The organism is Anaerobacillus sp. ABA4_114, from assembly GCF_056159065.1.
The window spans coordinates 373557-391865 of record NZ_JBSWUM010000002.1 but is presented as its reverse complement, the minus strand read 5'-3'; the positions used below and the strand labels follow the sequence as shown (position 1 = coordinate 391865).

Here is an 18309-nt window from a genome sequence, read left to right as displayed (position 1 = left end):
TACCTCCTAAAAAGAATATTTATTCTTGTGATTAGTTCATTTCCAAATTCACCAGTTAAAATTCGAGCTTTATAAATTGGCTTTATTTTATGTTTTTACGTGCTTTTATGGGATGTTACCCTCAACACTCCCTAAAACGCCTGAATTGCCCCTGTATTGAACGTTTCTCTTTTCTGAAGTATATCTAGAGACATTATAAAACGAACTCTTAGAGCCAGACATATGCGTTTATAGGGGTAAAAAAGGGTAAAAAAAGTGTTGAAAATAAAAAAACAAAAAAAGAGCCTTGAGCCGTTGGTGTGACTAGCTTTAGCCCTTTTTAAACGAACTGCCGATAATGTATATTAACGGCATATAATTTTTCCTTCAAATTGTATAAGATGATGACGATTTTCACTTGAAAAAGTTATAGGGGTCTTGCTACTTTTTTTATTAAGTACCTAACATAATCTGACCATACTAACTAGAATATTAATTCTTATTAGTAATAATAATTCTCAATTCCCTTTACTAAACAGAATATAAATTCTAATGAGTAATTAATATTTTTTGTTATTTTTCTACTCTGACCAATTTCTTAAAATTTTCTCCACCGCTCTTTTTATATTCCCCTTTTGATATTCTTCCATGAAGTCTAAGTATAAAATCTCCAATACTTTTTCTAAGGTGAATGGGTGATCAACATACACTTTAGAAAGATCAGCCAATGCATATTCACCCCTCAATGCTTCCTTCCTTTCCATCTCTACTATTAGCGAGACTCTACGCTTTCTATACTTTTTACCAGCATGGTATGCACCAGTGTAATCATTAATCTCCGGCTCATCAGGATTCCTCACACTTAGCATCTGATAAACGCTATGGGGGTTATTGTGCTTGCGTATATAAGTAATAAAGTCTTTGTATAGTACCCAGATCAAACTAGACTGATCAAAGTTATCTTCACTTATCTCTGAGACATCATCGCAAAAGACCTTGGCTCTATGGTAAATGTCATTAGGTACAGTCAGTCGCAAAGTGACGTTTTTACTCAGCTTCTTACTAGCTATTACCTTAATGGTATCTAAAAACCCCTTCGCACTATCCAGGTGATTTTGGTAAGTCATTTCTTGGTGAATTAAATCAAGAGAACTGTATGATCTCATAGTTTGTACCTCCTGATAATTCATAAGATAATATTCTGTGAGCTGCCTTCCTCACACTACAATCCCATTCAATTGCCTTCTCATAAAGTATTTCATAATAATATTGATCCAACTTAACATGTACAGGTTTCTCTGACGGTGAGTAATTAACCTCAGGATAATAAATGTTCTTTTTCAAAGACTGCACCACTAACTCGGTAGCAATCTTTGTAGCGGTCGAATTTGTTTTGTAAGATTCGCTCCTTAAGAACCTTCGAGCATCGATAGATACAGGAACTTTAATATCCTTTTTAGCATCAATCCTCTTCTTCCTTACAGTGGTCGATTTCCGAACATTATTGTTCCGCTTGCTTGTTTCAGCTTTACCTGTGGTCTTCGAAAACATCGGGTTAACATGTCCCATATAATCCCCTTCCCTCTCCTTAGAACCCCTCTCCCCCTACCTTATCCTTGGGTCGCTAGGTCATTTGGTTGTTTGGTAGATTTATATGTACCTATAGGGAGGCTTAGAAGTATAGTTTACAAAATAATGGTCAATAATAGATTTAACGAACAATCATACGAGTTTGGGGGGATTATCATGGCGAATAAGAATTCTTTAATGGCTGCTGGACTCACTAAAAAACAAGTCAAAGAATTTTCTAAGTTGGGAAAACGTAAGAAAATTAAAGTCAAATGCTCCAAATAATGCAGAACCCAAAATAGGAATTTGAGCGGATGAAGAACAGCTCAAACAAAAAAGCCGACTAGATTCATAGTCGACTTAGATACTCTTATTAAACTTTCATTTGTTTTCCAATAAAGGAAGCTCCAGTTGCTATAGTAAACTTTACACCTTCGTCTAACTTGCTGTCTTCTTGGGAAAACACTGTGATGGAGCCAAGAACATCTTTACCAGAAATAATAGGTGCAATGATGTAAGAAAGATTGTTACTCACCGTGTTTCCGGATAAGTTAACGAGCTTATTGGAATTTCCCACTAGAATCTGTTTAGTGTCCATAGCCTTTTCGATAACGGAACCTACGTCTTGGTTAAAGAACCCTTCGGAACCTTCTCCAGTTACGTTTACAAACGAGTCTCTGTCGGATACTAGGACAGGGAGTTCTAATGTGTTACTCAATGAAGTTGCGAAGTCCTCAGATACCAATCTAAGTTCTTTCATTGGTGAATACTTTTTAAGGATAACTTGAGCGTCACGATCCACGAAGATTTCCAATGGCGTACCTGGGTCAGCCTTCATCGTCTTTCTTAGCTCTTTCGGGATTACGATACGACCTAACTCATCTATTTTTCTTACAATGCCTGTTGCTCTCATTTGTGTTCCTCCTCTATTGTATGGAAGCTATTTTGTTTATTGTATGTATCTTAGTTTCTTATTGATAGATATAAGGATAAGCACTAATTACATATTTATAATTCTTTTACCTCGTAACAGATACTGTTGTCTGTCGAGCACAATGTTAATATTAACCTAATCAAAAATAAATTACAATAAAAAATATGATTTAACATTAAAATTAAAATTTGAGATTTTTTTGTGGTAAAAAATATGTTTTTTATATTAAACGATAAAATAAATCAACTTTTCTAAATACTTTTCCCCTTACTAAGATTGAACATTAATGAGTGCAGCAGACGTTAGAGGTTAATACCCCTCTTTATTATATATACAATGAATCATAATAAAGGATCTGCTTTATGGGGAAGGCTGAAGAACCAATAATACAAGCCCCTGTGTAGAGATAGATGTTTGGTATTTACTTCGGAATCACAATACATATACTTAACACATACTAAACATATACTATAAACCCCCCATGGACGTACTTAGGATATATCGAACGCATGTGTTGTGCATACTGTAGTAGGGTTAAAACGCCGAGCTATACATTTTTTCGGTCGATTAGCTAAGTGTTTGCTTTGTTTTAACATTGAAAGGACAGCTTTCCTACTGAAATCTGCATGGAGATACAGTTCACCTAGTAAATTGGTTATTAGGTGCCCTCCCCTCTTCCATATTGTTAACTAGACTAATGTAATATTGATCAGCAACAGTAGTTAGCAGAACAATTTTATAAATGAGATGCAAAAATCAGTATATAGAGCACATACAAATACAATACAAAACACATTAATAAGACACACAATGTACTTCCTTTACATATACTCCGAACATACTATGGACATATAGTATGTGTGCATAACATATGCTGCATAGCCTCGTGTTGGGGATTTAATAGAATTTGACGTAAGTAAAGGATACAATCTCCACCCTCAATTCTTATTGAGCGGATGACGGAACACATAAGAAGAATAATTTAAAGCTAGTTGTGGCGAACAAGGGTAATATGTTGCACACTACAGTTTCACGGGTGAGAAAATATCTATAAGCTACCACCATTAGTGAACAACATGTCTACATTCTTGTTTCTTTTTATATGGTAGCTCACACACCCTAAGATGCTTATGATTAACATTCACATTTCTAACAGCCTTTTAAAAAACAGGCTGCTTTGATTGTTCTTAAAGAACGCATCTTACTTATTTAGACTGCTCTTTCAATTCAAGATCTCCAGTGTTCTCATTATGAACATAACAACATAGAGGAAGAACTAAACGAGCGGGAAAGAAATGTTTGAACTATAGCTCATATTGCCTTTTAATGATTGATATGTTGTCTACATAGAGGTTGGAATCATTGTTATAGCAAGGGTTTGTGTAGGTATCACAAGTCATCCCATAAAGTAGAAGATGTTGAAAATTCATAACCATATATGCTCTACACAAAACAGATTGTAGAGCATATATGGTTTGTGATTCATATGTTGTGAGATAACATGCAAGCTAATAATGGGCATAAAAAAGAACGCTAAGTAAGCGCCCTTTATTTAATCATAGTCAATTCAGTTTCTTTTGTTAATTCCTCATCTAAATGTTCATCAACATATTGCCTGATAAAACGTTCTCTCTTTAAAATATCTTCTTCCTTTCTGAAGAAGCCAACTTTTTTTGTTCTTTCGAGATCAGGCTTTTGTAGCCATAATTCAGCAGCTTCATCTTCTAATCGCCTTCTGACTTTTGAGTACAATAAAAGGTCATTAATCCTCTCGCTTCTTTGCTTCATTTTCATCTCAGGACTTTCTAACTGTTTTTGAACTTGGCTGTCATAATGCTTGATGAGTTCTTTTACTTGTTCCTGTACTTGCTGATTAACTATGTTGGCGATATATTTTTCATCGATTTGCTTTGCTGGTGTCTCGTGTTCTCCGGCTGGAGCAGTTCTTAACTCAAAGGCTTTTGGCAAAACTGCGAATATCCCTGGTAAAGCCCACTTTTCTTTTCTATGCTCGGCTATAAATTTCCCGATAGATAGATCAAGCTCATCATATATTTTCTCACCTTGAGGATCCCTCTGAACGTAATGAATGCCCTCATCTTCTAGTTTTTTAAACCAACCATCCACGGTATTAAAGTGTTTATTATATACAAGCTTAGCAAAATCGCCAATTTTCCAATAGTCGCTCATAACTTCACCACCTTTAGTATCTTTTTCACCATAATACCACACATCATATAGAGAATGTCTACCACATGTGCTTTGTTCCCCACATGTTTAAGTCCATCAGAGAACGAAGATTATGTAAGGGATTAAACCGCTCTATTACATATGGAACACAGAACACTTATGAACCATATTTATCGTAAATTACCTGCTTTTTGAACGAGTCAAAAACAATAGACTCGTAGAAAAGATATAGAAACTAATTTGACTAAATATATTTATGTGTTCTACATGTACTTTACATATATAAAGCAAGCACATAAGACGCAATAAGCATATACTCGACACGTATGATTTAAACAAAAAAGTAAAAACTCACTGTGGGCAACATGTTTTGTATGAACAATATGTTCTTTACATATGGACCATGTGAAAGAAAATCAATACTAATGTGCTGTGATAAGTGCAGTACAAAATATAAGAGTTTATTTCAAGAACAAAATCAGTGTTTCAGTTAATGTGAATCACATGTCTTATATGGTCTTGCTGTGAACAACAACACAAATGATAATCGTAATCACTACGAATTAAAAAGTCACTAAATAACTAACCTGTGAACCACATGTTTCTTATGTTTCATATGTAGTGTGCACTGGATCTAGGTTCGATGGACCCAACTTGTAAAGCCTGTTTGCAGCAATAATAACAAAGTTAAGATATCAACCGACGTGTGAACCACATATAGATTGTTGGGAACATGTAGAGGTTAGAGCCATTAATCCCGATATTAAAGATCCTATTATTGTTCCATACATGCTTTTTGTGAACCATTTGTGCTTCTTTTAGCGGTGTAGCGACCTTTTGGATTGGGCGGTTATTGGTTTTGGATATATTTTAATGTGGTTCATATGTGGTTTGTGGAAAACATGTTGTGGATTAGATTGTGATGGGGGATGCTTATAAGCTTCTCATTGATAGACTTTTAGACTAACGAACGTGCAGTGCATTGTTGCGAAATATTCCATTCAACGAACCTTGATTTATGAAAAAAATTTAAACACACTAATAGAAACAAAAGGGGGACTTTGTTATGAAGATGAAAACGAAAAAATTAATATCCAGATTTGAAGAACTCCAAGCAAGGATCAACACCAATGAAAAGGATGATACGATTTTTCAAGATGCATGGGACCTCTCAACAATCTTATTTTATAGCGTGGGGCACGACTATGAAGTGATTAAAAGCAACAATATGTGGATCACAAAATTGAATAAAATTACTGTTGTGAAAAAGGGGAGAGGGGAGGTAGATTACAAATCTTCCTATGTCCTTAAGGAAACGGGGAACACCATTCCACAATCAATCGTCAATGCTTCTTTAAAGTTACTAAAAGGGTAAAGGACTGTTGTTAGGAGAGGTGAAACGGTCATTGGTCGGAAATATGACTTTATAAGAGAGGGCAAGGTGCGCTTGAAATTAATAATACAAAGCGCTTTACTGAAGAAAAACTTAATGAGCGCAACACAAGATAACAAATAGCAAAAGGTATACTCACACTAACTAAACAAAGTGGGTATACCTTTAGTATTAGATCCATTTAACTTTAGGTTCTGTACTTTCTAACATCCGTTTGATATTTTGTTTGTGTCTATATGCGATCAACACAAATAAGAAAAATGTTGCCAACATAACGCTGATTTCTTGTGTTAGTAGGGCGTAAATATGAACTGCAGTTCCAAGTATAATTGACGAAAGGGAAACGTATTTTGTTAACTTAAGTACGATAAAAAACGTTACTAGTGCAGTCAAAAACAGAAGTGGACCAGCAAACAATAATAAACCACCAGTAGTAGCGACTGCCTTTCCGCCTCTAAATCTAGAGAATACAGGGTAACAATGACCTAATACAGCAAAAGTTCCAGCCACAATGGGATCAACATCAATTCCTAAAAGGAAGGGGAGTGATGCTGCAAATGTCCCTTTCAAGATATCTGCAACGGTTACAATGAAACCCGCTTTTTTCCCAAGGGTCCTAAAGGTGTTAGTTCCTCCTGGATTCCCGCTACCAACCTTTCTAATATCTACTCCATACCCCAATCTTGCGACAATAATACCGAAAGGTATTGAACCGATTAGGTAACAGACTAATAACAGAGTGATTATATCTATCATTTCTACCTCCTATAATACCTGATTAAATGCTCGGATTAGCGGTGTTTTTGTTAAAAGACAACGTTGAGAAAATAACATCATCTACTATATTTCATTGATAAAGCAAATACAATGTAATGATGAACGAAACCACGCAAAGGTTAAACTGCAACAAAGGATTTCGCCCCTGTTGTTTTCGACTACTTGGCATGTGCAACCTCTTTTTATACTGATTAACACAATTAGCTAAATACCCTTGTTTTACTTTAAAGGATTTAAGTTTTAAGCAAATTACATAAACATACTCAGGAAAGGCAAAGAGAAGGAGGGGCGAATAACAAAGAAAAGCCTTGAAAAAGATTAATCAGAATCTAAGAATTGTGACTACGTATAATTTTTACTAGCATGATCTTTACTTTGTTGCTTATTAAATATCACCATGACAAATATCAAAATCTAAATTTCACTTTTTGAAATCCGCCTTATTACAGATAGAAGTATAATGCAGTCTGATATTCACAAATTCAAATCAAAATAGCTTTCACTATGAGAAAGCTATGTCTTTTCATCTTTGAACTATAATAGAGTGAGAATCGAAGAGGGTAGAGGTAACCATGGAGATATAGAGGGTTACTAAATAGAAGAGTAGGAGACCCCCTCTAATAAAGAGATGTGCCTTTTAAAGATTTAACTTTAACTGACAGTGGTTTTACCTTATTCAGATTTTTAATTTGTGGATTCATATTTTCATTGCCACTACTCCCATATTTTAAATAATATATCGAGCCTCATTACAAAGGGATTATTACAAAATTAAGTACGACTGCATTAGTAGGAACTGCATGCAGCGGGGAAGAATATTACATATTGAGGTGATGATATGGAAATCGGAAAAGTGTTGGAACTCACTAAGGAAAAGAGATTAGCGGACGTAGCCAGAGAAAGCTTAGATATCGGAGAAAAGCGGGCGAATCAAGCCTTGAAAAATGCGGGTTGCACATTTACACCAGGGAGAAGAGGGTGGTTCTTAGCTGATGGCGCAGATAGAGAGGTTCTTAAGAAGTCGCTATATGATTATGTAGACGGGAAAAAACCGAACGTAAATATAATATCTAAAAGCGACCGAGCAGGGGAAGTATACTCGCCAAGTAAAGACCTGCTTAACAAAAATGATAGGAAGAGAAAGAGTAACAATAAAAGCCAAGGCGAAAGCAGGAGTAACAATTTAAATGCTAGCACTAATGAAAGTAAAAATAATAGTGTTGAGCAAAGCCCTTACAATAGCACATTAGAGAGCTCAAATAAAAACACAAATGCTTCCAAAAAAGAAGTAGAAAATAAAAGCTCAGAAGATGGTTCGAATAAGAGCGTAATTGAATTAGATGGCATTGATAGGATATTATCCAACCCTGATGAAGATAAAAGGGTCTATAGGGGCTTTTATTGGGACAAAGATGTGATTGATTTCATAGACAATGTGAAGAATGGGAACAAAAGCGATTTATTAAACGAAATTGTAAGAGCGGTCATGAAAGCTAAAAAACTAGTTTGAAATTTCTTTGAACTAAACTTTCCGCTACTCCCCAGTTGCACTTAACCTAGATATCTAATGATAATGAGAGAGAAGGGATGGGAGCTAGTTTAAAGATATGAAGTATGAAAAATCATACGCAGCCAGCCTACAAGGTTTAAACCGCAGTGAGCGGTTATTTTTCTTGAGAGAAAGAAAAAGAGAGTCGAATATCGACCCTCTTAGGAAACTTCATGATAATTATCTATAATATTTTGAAGACGATGTTCAACCATGTCCCAAGTAAGAACACTTTTAACACGATACACATTTGGTGGACGTCCGGTGTATTGGATACACGGTAGATACAAATCTCCATTCTTAATATATCTATAATCGTCTACTTCAATCAATAATTGCCCCTCTGTAGCTAAGCGAATAACTTCTTTTCGAGCTACTTCTCTTGGGTAACCTGTTCGATCACAAAGTTGATCTTCGGCATGGTCGGAGGATTCATATTGAATGCAGTCAAAGTCCATCCCCAATCTTTTTCTCGACTTCCTTCAAGAACAGTAGACCAGGATCGGCTACAAAGTCCTTGGACACCTCGCTCATCGCCATAGCAAATTTAAACACACCAAAATCTTCGATGATTTCTTTTAAAACGTCTTTTGCATCTGGAGACAACACCCCCACAACACCGTTTAGGAATTGCGCAATATCCCTAAACTCATTCTGTTCGTCAATTTTCACATCCCTTGTCTTGACAGGGTTTTGCGTAATTGGCTTAGAAGTTTTGGAAGGAGAAGGAGCCTCACTTCTATTTAGCGAGTAGCTTGATTCTCTTTCGACAACAGTTTCCTGTTCAGGTTTAAAATCAAAATTTATCCCAGATAACTTTTCTGCTAGAGAATTAATAGGAGGGTTGCTCTTGTCTTCACCTCGCTTCTCTACACTATCAGGGGTAGAACTCGATTGTCTTGTCCCGACACTACTAATTGATTCATTATAATATTGGTTTTTCCGGTTAATAGCAGCAGGATCATTTAAGTTAAGGTGTTTCGTACTAAAACCAATTCTCCCTGTTTCCTTCTCGATACTAATTACCTTTACATCATAGACTTCGTCGCCCTCTTCAAAATAGTCATAAAGGTCATTAATGTAATCGTTTTGCACTTGGCTAATATGAAGCAAGCCAGTCTGAAGGTGGTCATCAATTGTTTTTAAGATAACTCCATAATGCTTAATAGTTTCTACCTTAGCGTTTACAGTTTCTCCTATTGCGTACGGAGAATTATGTGGTTTGCTAACTATGTTGTTACTTTCATCTAAAGGTGAGGAAACGTTCTGATTGTATTGCTCTATACTAGAATCAAGGTCTATCGTAGTTTGCTTATGCGATTCCTTTTTTACGTCGTTACTCTTAACATCTTGACCCTCTGCAACATTATCATTATCATCAGAGTCTGGTTTTAAGACGCCCAAAGTATTTAGAGAAGATGTAATCTGTTCACCTTCTACTTCCTCTGAATCTTGACTATCATCCTCAACTAAGTTCCATTGTTCCTCAGCAGAATTATCCTTCACTTCGTTCGAATCGTTATCAACTTTATCTATTAAGTATTCATCTTTGAATTCTGAAGTTTGTTCAACTTGAACACTTTCATTTGACGTTTGTTCCTCTGTTTCTAAAACCATTTCCTCAACAGAGTTGGGATTTCTTGCATCAAGATATTCTTTCAATTCTGCTGCTGTAGTTCGAGTTGTTTCTGTTGAACCTTCAAGAATAGTATTTTCTAGTAGAGCTTCTGCGCCATCGTGATTAATGATCATCGTTTGGATGAATCCATATCCAGACTTCAATTTTGCATAGGATTTGAATTCAGGTATAAACGATTTACGTACGAGTTTATGAGACCGATTGAGTCCTAGAGCGTCACAAAAGTCCTTACCAACAAAAAACTCTTCACCATCAATTAATACTGTTCTAATTTGCTTGTTATTAAAGGTTAATACTTCATTATAAGGAATTTCTGAGTTCTGGGGAGTCTCGTTGATGTCACCTTCTGAAGTGTTTTCAGATATCTCGTTTTGAGCAGCATCGACGTCAATTTTACCTTTAATCCTTGAGTAATAAATATTTCGAACCTTGTACATGCTAAGGTTCTCGTATTTTTGAGAAATATCTTTTAACAAAGGTGTTAATTCCCCATGTGCAAAACCATCAAGTTTTAAACGTTCTCTTTCTAATTCAATTAAATCTTTTCTCAAAGATTCATCGATATTCAATTTTGTTATTGTATCGGAACTCAACAAAATCACTCCTAAAAAATATTTATTAAATTGTTATGAAGTTGTGTTTGCAGACTAATGCAAATTCAATTTTGTCGACTTTTATATATAAGTATTGCCAACGTAAATAATTATATATCATAAAAAGGGTTTATGGCTAATATTGATTTATTTGGCAAGATATCAAGACTACAAATCTTAGATGAAAATATACTTTCTTTACTCACATTAAACACATTAAGCATTTAGATGACATAAAAAAGGATAGTCAGTCCTATAACGGACTAACTATCCAATGCTTTAATACATTAATTTTAAAAGAACAAACGGGTAATAGTTACCACTCTCTATCAGAACCGGCACCGCCTGAAGAACCTCCATTACCACCAATGCTTGACGATTCTCCACGAGAGAGAAGAGAAGTTATTAAATTTAAGAATATCGTAAATGTTAGGAAACCATCTAGATATTTTAAATCAAGAATGATTAAAATGATCAACACTGCAATACCAATAATTATCCATGATATGGGCAGTTCATCAGAAGCATCGTTTGCGTTGTATGGTATAGGCTTTATATCTGTCGCCAATTCATATTCTTTTGCAACTTCATTGTAAAGAACTTTGTATGTATTTGTTATTGCCTCACTAAATTTACCCTCTTGTAGATAAGGCATTGCGAATTCGTCCAGAATTCGACCCACCTTACCATCTGGAAGAGCTCCTTCAAGCCCATAACCTACCTCGATCCGCGTCATCTCATCTTTTACTGCAACAAGAAACAAGATACCATTGTTTTCTTTCTCATCTCCAAGCTTATATTCCCTAAAAGCTTTGTTTGTGTATTGTTCTATTGGCATCTCATTTAATGAGTCTACTGTCATAACCGATATTTGTGCCTTGGTTTCTGAATCTAGAAAGTGTCCAAGTTGGAGCAACTTTTCCTCTTCTTGAGTGGTTAACACTTCGGCAAAATCTTGTACGTAGATGTCACCTTGTTGCGATGGTATTTCAGAAGCTTGAACTTCTAAACCTGTGAAAAAGACCAATAATGACGCTAGTAAAATGAATCTACGAAGCGATGGGATCATTCACCCTCGCCACCGAAATCAATCTTAGGTACCTCAGAAGCACCTTCGTCCGCTTCAAAGTATTCTACCTCATCAAATCCGAACATATTTGCGAAAACCAGACCAGGGAACTTTTTCACCTTTTTGTTAAATGACTTTACCTGAGCATTGTAGTCCTTACGTGCTACTGCTATGCGGTTTTCTGTTCCAGAAAGTTCATCCATCAGTTGACGGTAATTCTTATCAGCTTTCAAATTTGGGTAATTCTCAACAACCACTAGTAGCCGGCTCAATGCACCAGATAGTTCCTTATCAGCATTCGCCATTTCACTAGGAGTGGACGCGCCTGCCAACTTAGAACGAGCTTCAGAAATATCCTTCATAATCCCTTTTTCGTGATCAGCATATCCTTTGACTGTTTCTACTAGATTCGGAATTAAATCAGATCTCCTCTGAAGTTGGTTGTCCACTTGAGAGAACGCTTCCTTAACAGATTCATCTTTGGATACGAACCCATTATAACTCGATACTACCATTACAATCAGCAAAAGAAATACTCCGCCTAAAATCGCACTTATCTTTAACCCTTTACTCAATTTCAACACCCCTTTCGTTTTACTGAGTCAGTTTAGCAAATCAAATTTTATAAAAGAATATATTACTCTATTAATTTTAAATAATATGTTGATTTATTTATTTTTTCATTATAGTGTATCTACGTTTTCTATATGAGGAGGGAAGAAAATGAAAAAAATAAATAGAGCGGTATTATCACTTGCTTTAATAGGTACAATTTCGTACGGAACTAATGCTTCAGCTGAGACAATTAAGGTTAAAAGCGGTGATACGCTTTGGAAAATTTCAAATGAACTTAAAATAAACGTTTCAGATTTAAAGAAAGAAAATAAGTTGACTTCAAATATTATCTTCGTGGGACAGAAGCTAAACATCCCTATAAATGAAAAGGAGAACAAAGGTGAGGTGAATTACTCTTCAGAAAATAAAGAAGACCACCTTTTGATTCACAAGGTAAAACACGGTGAATACCTATATAAGATCGCGAAGAAGTATGGTGTAACTTATAAGGATATTGCAAAGTGGAGCGAGCTAAGTAGTTATGTGTTGTATACCGGTCAAGAACTAATCGTCTCTGAACCATTAGGTGTATCAGAAAAAGAAATACATAGCAAAGAGAAGGAGATTGTTAATACCACAGATACGCACAGCAAGACAGATGAGTCAGTTGCTAGCCCAAGTAGACAAATCTATAAAACTCATAACGTTAAGCACGGTGAATACCTTTATAAGATTGGGAAGAAGTACGGTGTTTCATACAAAGATATTGCTAAATGGAATGACCTAAGTAGCTATATGTTATATACCGGTCAAGAATTGATTGTATCCGAACCCGTAAAAAGCAATAAGGAAGAGACTGTTAAAGAAGAGAAGGGACCTGCAGTAGAAAAAACTACATATAATAAAAGCCTTAAAAATGAGTTTTATACTGTTAAGAGCGGGGATTACCTTTACAAAATAGCGAAAAAGCACGACCTAACAGTAAACCAATTAAAAGAGATGAATAGACTTTCTAGCAACATTATATATACAGGTCAAACTTTTATAGTGGAAATAGCAGAGAACCCTATTTTTATGAAACCAAGTAAAGGAAATTACTCTTCTTCGTTTGGTGAGAGATGGGGGAGTCACCATAATGGCGTGGACATAGCGATGAAAGGTGATAGGGTTACAGTATCAGCTGCAGCTGATGGATTGGTAAAACGCTCTTACTTATCTGAATCATACGGAAACGTTGTATTCATTGAACATGAGATCGACGGGAACATTTACGAAACTGTTTACGCTCATATGAAAAATAGAGAAGTTAAAGAGGGGGATACCGTAAAGCAAGGGGATTTTCTTGGATACATGGGCAATACAGGGAAATCATTTGGTCAGCATCTCCATTTTGAAATCCATGAAGGAAATTGGGACTTCGAAAAAACTAATGCAGTCGACCCATTGAAATATATCTATTAAAAAAACCTATCTGATCGATTCGGATCAGATAGGTTTTTTATGCTGTTAGGCAGTATACTTTGATAATTCCTCTTTAATCGCTTCAGCCTCGCCTTTAGTTATCTTCAAATAATACACTCCTACACTATTTTCTACATCCGAAGATAAAACTTCTTTCTTTTTAATAATGAGTTCATTTTCAAATTCCCCAAACTCTAACGTAGTTACTATTTGTTGAGGAAATGGAACATCAATTTTCATGGTGGATTCTAGGTTAGATACCCATTGAACACCCTCGAATGGTTCAAAATTATTTGCTTTCTCATTGATATCTTGTGAATCCTCATGCCCGTTAGCACCTACATACGTCTCATCATCAAAGTAATTATGGATAGAACCATGGAGGAATTGCACAATCATTTCTAAGTTAGTAAATATTAGTCGTAACTGTGGAGTATTAGGATGCGATGCAATGCCTTCATTGATTACATAAAAGTATCTTTCGTCTACTTGGTAATATAGAGTATCGAATATCTCGCCCTCTACAAGTACGCTAATACTTGGGTTTTGCTCATATCGGTTAATCTCAATGTCTAAATCACCTTGGACCGACAATTGATCAAAGAAGGAACATTCATCTCTCAAAGAGTCTTCTAAAACTTCAGCAACACTATTATACCAATCTTTCATTCCAATACCCCCTTGTATTATATAACCTTCATTATTCCCGGCTTGGAAGCTCTTATACGTTTGTGTATCAACGAGTTGGAACGGCGATTATATTACTCGAATATATTAAAAACATTACATTTATTAATAATTATGAAACATTAGATGGTACAAATAGACCCTTAATTGTAATCTTTAAGGGGTTTTATTATTAGTAATTAATATTTATAATGCTAATAGTAAACAAAAATATATTTTATTATTATTTTAAATAAATCGTTATTAACTAGCGAAAAACATAACTTAAAGGAGATATTATTATGAAAAAAGTTTTACTGGGCGTCACAGCAAGTGCAATGATTGGAACGTTTGCTTTTGGAGGGGATGCTTTTGCTCAATCTGTAAAAGTGCAAAGCGGAGATTCCTTATGGGAGTTTGCTAGAGATTACAATACCAGCGTCAGTGAGATCAAAGATCTTAACAATCTTACTTCAAACACAATTTATGTTGGACAAACAATTAAACTACCAGGTAGTGATGTTGAGAGGTCAAAGGTACATACTGTTGAAAGAGGAGATTACTTATATAAAATCGGCAAGCAATATGGAGTAGACTACCGCGATATCATTAAATGGAATGAACTCGAAACAAATTATCTTTATGTTGGACAAGAACTGGTTGTTTCTCAACCTGATAGTTCTCAACCTTCAAACTCTCAAAGTTCTTATACTGTGCAGAGTGGAGACTACCTTGGAAAAATAGCAAGCCAATTCAACACAAGCGTTTCTACAATCATGAACTTAAACAACTTAAGTAGCACAATAATTCACCCTGGACAAGTATTGATAGTTAACGGCGAGAGCGGAGGGACTAGTACAAGTTCAGGACACACTGAAACGAAAAGCTCTTCTAACGTCCAATCCGAACAGTTGATTTCGAATGCTAAAAAGCATTTGGGAACACCTTATGTGTGGGGCGGAACAACGCCATCAGGATTCGATTGTAGCGGATTTATGTATTATGTATTAAACAAGAGTGGCTATGATGTGAGTAGAACGAATGTTGCGGGCTATTGGAACCTTGGTGAACGCACCCAAAACCCTCAAAAGGGAGATCTAGTTTATTTCCAAGGCACTTATAAAGCAGGTCCTTCACACATGGGTATCTATCTAGGCGATGGGAAGTTCATTCATTCTTCATCTTCGAAAGGTGTAACGATTTCTAGCGTAAATAACTCTTACTGGAGTAGTCATTTCTTAGGTTACAGAACACTGTAAGCTAATCACAAAAACATATAAAGCAAAAAGAGAAGCTCTAAAGTGTTTTTTTAGAAGCTTCTCTTTTTGCGTTTCTTTCTTAAATAATCTTTTTCTGCACTTATTTCTGCTATAGAAAATGTCTTATCTTCGTTAAATTTGTATATCCCATTAAGGAGGTTTTCATTTTCAGTCCTTATAAATCGAAGCAACTCTTGTCTGAAAACATCTCCCGCTACACCTTCATATATCCTAATTTCATCATTGTTAGAAGTGTATAACCATAAAATTTCTTGTTTGTCTGAATATGCTGTACCGTAGGTCACGTAATTCCCATTTCTTATTTCACTACCAATTATGTGAATATCGTATACCATCAGATCACCAACTTGTATTGTATTGTTGACTTTCTATTTATTTCATTTATATTTTACCAAACTCACGTAATGGTTACGAATCAATCATTAATTGACTTTAATACTTTTTGATATATAAATTTAAAAGGGAGGTGAGGGTATGAAAAAAATTCTATTAACTTCTACATCATTTGTTTTGGCTATAGGTTTATTTTCGATACCAGCCGCAAGTTCACCTGCTAGTGTTTCTTCTTGGCAAACCAATCCTGTTAGTGGTGGATGGTCAGGCACAACGGCAAATTTTTTACCACCCGCTTCTAACTTCGGATACGGAGCATGGGACGATGATAATACACTATATAAGTTAAAGTATGAATTTTTTGTTACAGGTATCTCTGGTGGCATAGGGAAGTAAGATACACGATGCTAGGTTAATGACTATTACAAAAGAAAAAGGTAGTAGGGGGTTTTTACCCTACTACCTTTTTTAACCGACCTTGCTCACTACTGTGTACATTGATTTTAGGCTTTCCGCAAACGATCTCGCTTCTTCTTCTTTTTTGAATTCATAAACCTTTTCAGGCGAATTCAATCCTTCTCGATAAGCAACTACAATCCAGTCCATTTATATATCCCCCTGTAATATGTATCTATAAATAAAATATTCTATGAAGGTGGAGACCTTATTCCATTGTTTATCAAAATGATCATCATGATATACAATGGGACTGCTTCTCTAACGCATCTCTAAAACACCTTCATATTCTCTAATTAAAATTGAAAGCTCAAATCCCTTTAGAACTTCAATATCATTCACCCCAACACTAACTAAATCATGCAAGTATATAAGCATCCACTAGGTTTTAGCGTGAATGCTTGTTTTTTATTTTTTTAATTAAATCAGAACCATATTGGAACTTTCTAAATACACTAACTGTTGTTTCTACCTGTTTTGTAAGAGTAGATAGGACGTGTTTTGTGCTTTCAAGCAATTCGTTTATTTCACCATTCATTCTATTAAGTTCACGAACAGAAGTCCTTGCGTCCTTTAACAAATTCACCACATGTAACGAAACTAAAACCAAACAGGCAGTAGCTAAGATTGCGCATATTTCATATACAGTCATTTTCAACACCTCCATTTCAAAACATCATAACCAACAGCAAGAAAAACACAATGCTAAGTTACCTTTTTATGAAAAATTTCGCTTTAATACTTTATGTAATTACCTTTTTATATTATTAGTGTGTTCGATGAGAAAGAGGTGAAGTGAATTGAATAACATTGTAATACTTGGCGGAGGGTACGGAGGGTTACAAATAGCGAATGGGATTATCAACTCGAACATTCCAGACAAATACACGATTACGTTAATTGACCGAAACCCATTCCACTCTATCAAGACAGAGTTTCACGCCTTGGTAGCGGGGACGGTTCCAGAAAACGAGATAAGACTGCCATTCCCAAACACACCAAGAATAAATGTCGTTTGTGACGAAGTTATTTCGGTCGTTCCAAATGAAAATAAAGTTATTCTGAAGAGTAAGGAAGTAAAATATGATTACTTAATTATGGGTTTAGGAGTCGAATCCAACTACCATGGTATTAAAGGAGCCGAAGATTATTCATTCGGATTACAAACAATGAAAGAAGCAAGAAATACGTATGCAGCCCTTCACAATATAAGACCATTTGGGCATGTATCCATTGTCGGGGGAGGACTTACTGGAATAGAAGTTGCTAGCGAATTAAGAGAGAGCAGACCTGATTTAAATTTAAGATTAATCGATCGAGGCGATAAAGTTTTAAGCCCTTTTCCTGAGCGTTTACAAGACTATGTGGAAAAATGGTTTAAACAACATGATATAGAGATACTTCACAATTCCCGTGTGGACTATGTTGAACCTGGGACTCTATGTAATGAAGGAGTATGTCTAAATACAGACATTACAATTTGGTCAGCGGGTACTCAAGTGAGCAAAGTAGTGAGAAGTACAGACCTATCAAAGGATAGCAAAGGTAGGATATTAGTAAACAAACATCATCAGGCGATAGGTAAGAGTAACATTTTTGTTGTGGGTGATTGTGCAAGTTCACCATATCCCCCGAGCGCACAAATAGCAAAAGCGCAGGGCAAGCAGATCGTCGGAGTTTTAGAATGCGTTCTAAGTGGGACTGAACCACAAGATCCTTCAGATATTAAGGTGAAAGGGACTTTGGGGTCATTAGGAAAAAAAGATGGATTTGGCACCGCTATGAACACTTCATTAACTGGTGCGGTTCCTAGGTTGCTCAAATCCGGCATCTTGTGGATTCATCGTTGGAACAACTGATAAGAAA

The 18309-nt window shown here is 35.7% G+C and carries 19 protein-coding genes; 6 read left to right on the top strand and 13 right to left on the bottom strand.

Annotation, left to right across the window (positions count from 1 at the left end; translation table 11 throughout):
• Nucleotides 1-560 precede the first annotated feature (560 nt).
• The 4 genes from ACXAEY_RS23685 to ACXAEY_RS23670 form a co-directional block, all read right to left on the bottom strand.
• Nucleotides 561-1145, bottom strand: a complete 585-nt coding sequence (locus tag ACXAEY_RS23685; RefSeq protein ID WP_474815774.1) for a hypothetical protein — start codon at nucleotides 1143-1145, stop codon at nucleotides 561-563.
• The gene (locus ACXAEY_RS23680) at nucleotides 1123-1548 is read right to left on the bottom strand and encodes a hypothetical protein (protein WP_474815772.1); all 426 of its coding nucleotides are present in this window, start codon (nucleotides 1546-1548) and stop codon (nucleotides 1123-1125) included. Before ACXAEY_RS23680 ends, ACXAEY_RS23685 begins: the two co-directional genes overlap by 23 nt.
• Nucleotides 1549-1921: 373 nt before the next feature.
• The gene (locus ACXAEY_RS23675; RefSeq protein ID WP_474815771.1) at nucleotides 1922-2461 is read right to left on the bottom strand and encodes a stage V sporulation T C-terminal domain-containing protein; all 540 of its coding nucleotides are present in this window, start codon (nucleotides 2459-2461) and stop codon (nucleotides 1922-1924) included.
• Nucleotides 2462-4030: 1569 nt separating this feature from the next.
• On the bottom strand, nucleotides 4031-4672 hold the full coding sequence (locus ACXAEY_RS23670) for a MerR family transcriptional regulator (RefSeq protein WP_474815769.1): 642 nt from the start codon (nucleotides 4670-4672) through the stop codon (nucleotides 4031-4033).
• Nucleotides 4673-5738: 1066 nt separating this feature from the next.
• On the opposite strand from ACXAEY_RS23670, the gene ACXAEY_RS23665 reads away from it, so the two are divergent.
• Nucleotides 5739-6047, top strand: coding sequence for a hypothetical protein (locus ACXAEY_RS23665; RefSeq protein WP_474815766.1), 309 nt, complete (start codon nucleotides 5739-5741; stop codon nucleotides 6045-6047).
• 189 nt (nucleotides 6048-6236) lie between these two features.
• Here ACXAEY_RS23665 and plsY read toward each other — a convergent pair whose 3' ends face one another.
• The gene (gene plsY, locus ACXAEY_RS23660; protein ID WP_474816528.1) at nucleotides 6237-6818 is read right to left on the bottom strand and encodes a glycerol-3-phosphate 1-O-acyltransferase PlsY; all 582 of its coding nucleotides are present in this window, start codon (nucleotides 6816-6818) and stop codon (nucleotides 6237-6239) included.
• A gap of 862 nt (nucleotides 6819-7680) precedes the next feature.
• Between plsY and ACXAEY_RS23655 the strand changes: the two genes are divergently transcribed.
• Nucleotides 7681-8352 (top strand): hypothetical protein, encoded by a 672-nt coding sequence (locus ACXAEY_RS23655; protein WP_474815765.1) that lies wholly within the window; start codon nucleotides 7681-7683, stop codon nucleotides 8350-8352.
• Between the two features lie 200 nt (nucleotides 8353-8552).
• Here ACXAEY_RS23655 and ACXAEY_RS23650 read toward each other — a convergent pair whose 3' ends face one another.
• The 4 genes from ACXAEY_RS23650 to ACXAEY_RS23635 form a co-directional block, all read right to left on the bottom strand.
• Nucleotides 8553-8849 (bottom strand): hypothetical protein, encoded by a 297-nt coding sequence (locus ACXAEY_RS23650; RefSeq protein ID WP_474815764.1) that lies wholly within the window; start codon nucleotides 8847-8849, stop codon nucleotides 8553-8555.
• Nucleotides 8839-10623 carry a S1 RNA-binding domain-containing protein gene (locus tag ACXAEY_RS23645; RefSeq protein ID WP_474815761.1) on the bottom strand — a complete coding sequence of 595 codons (1785 nt, stop codon included), beginning with the start codon at nucleotides 10621-10623 and terminating at the stop codon, nucleotides 8839-8841. Before ACXAEY_RS23645 ends, ACXAEY_RS23650 begins: the two co-directional genes overlap by 11 nt.
• 316 nt (nucleotides 10624-10939) lie before the next feature.
• Nucleotides 10940-11692, bottom strand: coding sequence for a TPM domain-containing protein (locus tag ACXAEY_RS23640; protein WP_474815759.1), 753 nt, complete (start codon nucleotides 11690-11692; stop codon nucleotides 10940-10942).
• Nucleotides 11689-12267, bottom strand: coding sequence for a LemA family protein (locus ACXAEY_RS23635; protein WP_474815757.1), 579 nt, complete (start codon nucleotides 12265-12267; stop codon nucleotides 11689-11691). Before ACXAEY_RS23635 ends, ACXAEY_RS23640 begins: the two co-directional genes overlap by 4 nt.
• 148 nt (nucleotides 12268-12415) lie before the next feature.
• On the opposite strand from ACXAEY_RS23635, the gene ACXAEY_RS23630 reads away from it, so the two are divergent.
• The gene (locus ACXAEY_RS23630; protein ID WP_474815754.1) at nucleotides 12416-13708 is read left to right on the top strand and encodes a LysM peptidoglycan-binding domain-containing protein; all 1293 of its coding nucleotides are present in this window, start codon (nucleotides 12416-12418) and stop codon (nucleotides 13706-13708) included.
• Nucleotides 13709-13753: 45 nt separating this feature from the next.
• On the opposite strand, the gene ACXAEY_RS23625 is transcribed toward ACXAEY_RS23630, so the two are convergent.
• Nucleotides 13754-14377, bottom strand: coding sequence for a hypothetical protein (locus ACXAEY_RS23625; protein WP_474815752.1), 624 nt, complete (start codon nucleotides 14375-14377; stop codon nucleotides 13754-13756).
• A gap of 299 nt (nucleotides 14378-14676) precedes the next feature.
• Between ACXAEY_RS23625 and ACXAEY_RS23620 the strand changes: the two genes are divergently transcribed.
• Nucleotides 14677-15633: a C40 family peptidase gene (locus tag ACXAEY_RS23620; RefSeq protein ID WP_474815751.1), complete on the top strand. Its 957-nt coding sequence runs from the start codon at nucleotides 14677-14679 to the stop codon at nucleotides 15631-15633.
• 50 nt (nucleotides 15634-15683) lie between these two features.
• Here ACXAEY_RS23620 and ACXAEY_RS23615 read toward each other — a convergent pair whose 3' ends face one another.
• Nucleotides 15684-15989 (bottom strand): hypothetical protein, encoded by a 306-nt coding sequence (locus ACXAEY_RS23615; RefSeq protein WP_474815749.1) that lies wholly within the window; start codon nucleotides 15987-15989, stop codon nucleotides 15684-15686.
• 139 nt (nucleotides 15990-16128) lie between these two features.
• On the opposite strand from ACXAEY_RS23615, the gene ACXAEY_RS23610 reads away from it, so the two are divergent.
• Nucleotides 16129-16383 (top strand): hypothetical protein, encoded by a 255-nt coding sequence (locus ACXAEY_RS23610; protein ID WP_474815747.1) that lies wholly within the window; start codon nucleotides 16129-16131, stop codon nucleotides 16381-16383.
• A 72-nt stretch (nucleotides 16384-16455) separates the two neighbouring features.
• On the opposite strand, the gene ACXAEY_RS23605 is transcribed toward ACXAEY_RS23610, so the two are convergent.
• Nucleotides 16456-16593: a hypothetical protein gene (locus ACXAEY_RS23605; protein ID WP_474815746.1), complete on the bottom strand. Its 138-nt coding sequence runs from the start codon at nucleotides 16591-16593 to the stop codon at nucleotides 16456-16458.
• A gap of 238 nt (nucleotides 16594-16831) precedes the next feature.
• On the bottom strand, nucleotides 16832-17095 hold the full coding sequence (locus ACXAEY_RS23600) for a hypothetical protein (protein ID WP_474815744.1): 264 nt from the start codon (nucleotides 17093-17095) through the stop codon (nucleotides 16832-16834).
• Nucleotides 17096-17243: 148 nt separating this feature from the next.
• Here ACXAEY_RS23600 and ACXAEY_RS23595 point away from each other — a divergent pair, with 148 nt between their 5' ends.
• The gene (locus tag ACXAEY_RS23595; protein ID WP_474815742.1) at nucleotides 17244-18302 is read left to right on the top strand and encodes an NAD(P)/FAD-dependent oxidoreductase; all 1059 of its coding nucleotides are present in this window, start codon (nucleotides 17244-17246) and stop codon (nucleotides 18300-18302) included.
• Nucleotides 18303-18309: the final 7 nt, after the last annotated feature.

Coding starts and splice junctions, on each gene's coding strand:
- ACXAEY_RS23685 (WP_474815774.1), bottom strand. CDS start 1,145: ATGAGATCATACAGTTCTCTTGATTTAATTCACCAAGAAATGACTTAC.
- ACXAEY_RS23680 (WP_474815772.1), bottom strand. CDS start 1,548: ATGGGACATGTTAACCCGATGTTTTCGAAGACCACAGGTAAAGCTGAA.
- ACXAEY_RS23675 (WP_474815771.1), bottom strand. CDS start 2,461: ATGAGAGCAACAGGCATTGTAAGAAAAATAGATGAGTTAGGTCGTATC.
- ACXAEY_RS23670 (WP_474815769.1), bottom strand. CDS start 4,672: ATGAGCGACTATTGGAAAATTGGCGATTTTGCTAAGCTTGTATATAAT.
- ACXAEY_RS23665 (WP_474815766.1), top strand. CDS start 5,739: ATGAAGATGAAAACGAAAAAATTAATATCCAGATTTGAAGAACTCCAA.
- ACXAEY_RS23655 (WP_474815765.1), top strand. CDS start 7,681: ATGGAAATCGGAAAAGTGTTGGAACTCACTAAGGAAAAGAGATTAGCG.
- ACXAEY_RS23650 (WP_474815764.1), bottom strand. CDS start 8,849: ATGGACTTTGACTGCATTCAATATGAATCCTCCGACCATGCCGAAGAT.
- ACXAEY_RS23640 (WP_474815759.1), bottom strand. CDS start 11,692: ATGATCCCATCGCTTCGTAGATTCATTTTACTAGCGTCATTATTGGTC.
- ACXAEY_RS23630 (WP_474815754.1), top strand. CDS start 12,416: ATGAAAAAAATAAATAGAGCGGTATTATCACTTGCTTTAATAGGTACA.
- ACXAEY_RS23625 (WP_474815752.1), bottom strand. CDS start 14,377: ATGAAAGATTGGTATAATAGTGTTGCTGAAGTTTTAGAAGACTCTTTG.
- ACXAEY_RS23620 (WP_474815751.1), top strand. CDS start 14,677: ATGAAAAAAGTTTTACTGGGCGTCACAGCAAGTGCAATGATTGGAACG.
- ACXAEY_RS23615 (WP_474815749.1), bottom strand. CDS start 15,989: ATGGTATACGATATTCACATAATTGGTAGTGAAATAAGAAATGGGAAT.
- ACXAEY_RS23610 (WP_474815747.1), top strand. CDS start 16,129: ATGAAAAAAATTCTATTAACTTCTACATCATTTGTTTTGGCTATAGGT.
- ACXAEY_RS23605 (WP_474815746.1), bottom strand. CDS start 16,593: ATGGACTGGATTGTAGTTGCTTATCGAGAAGGATTGAATTCGCCTGAA.
- ACXAEY_RS23600 (WP_474815744.1), bottom strand. CDS start 17,095: ATGACTGTATATGAAATATGCGCAATCTTAGCTACTGCCTGTTTGGTT.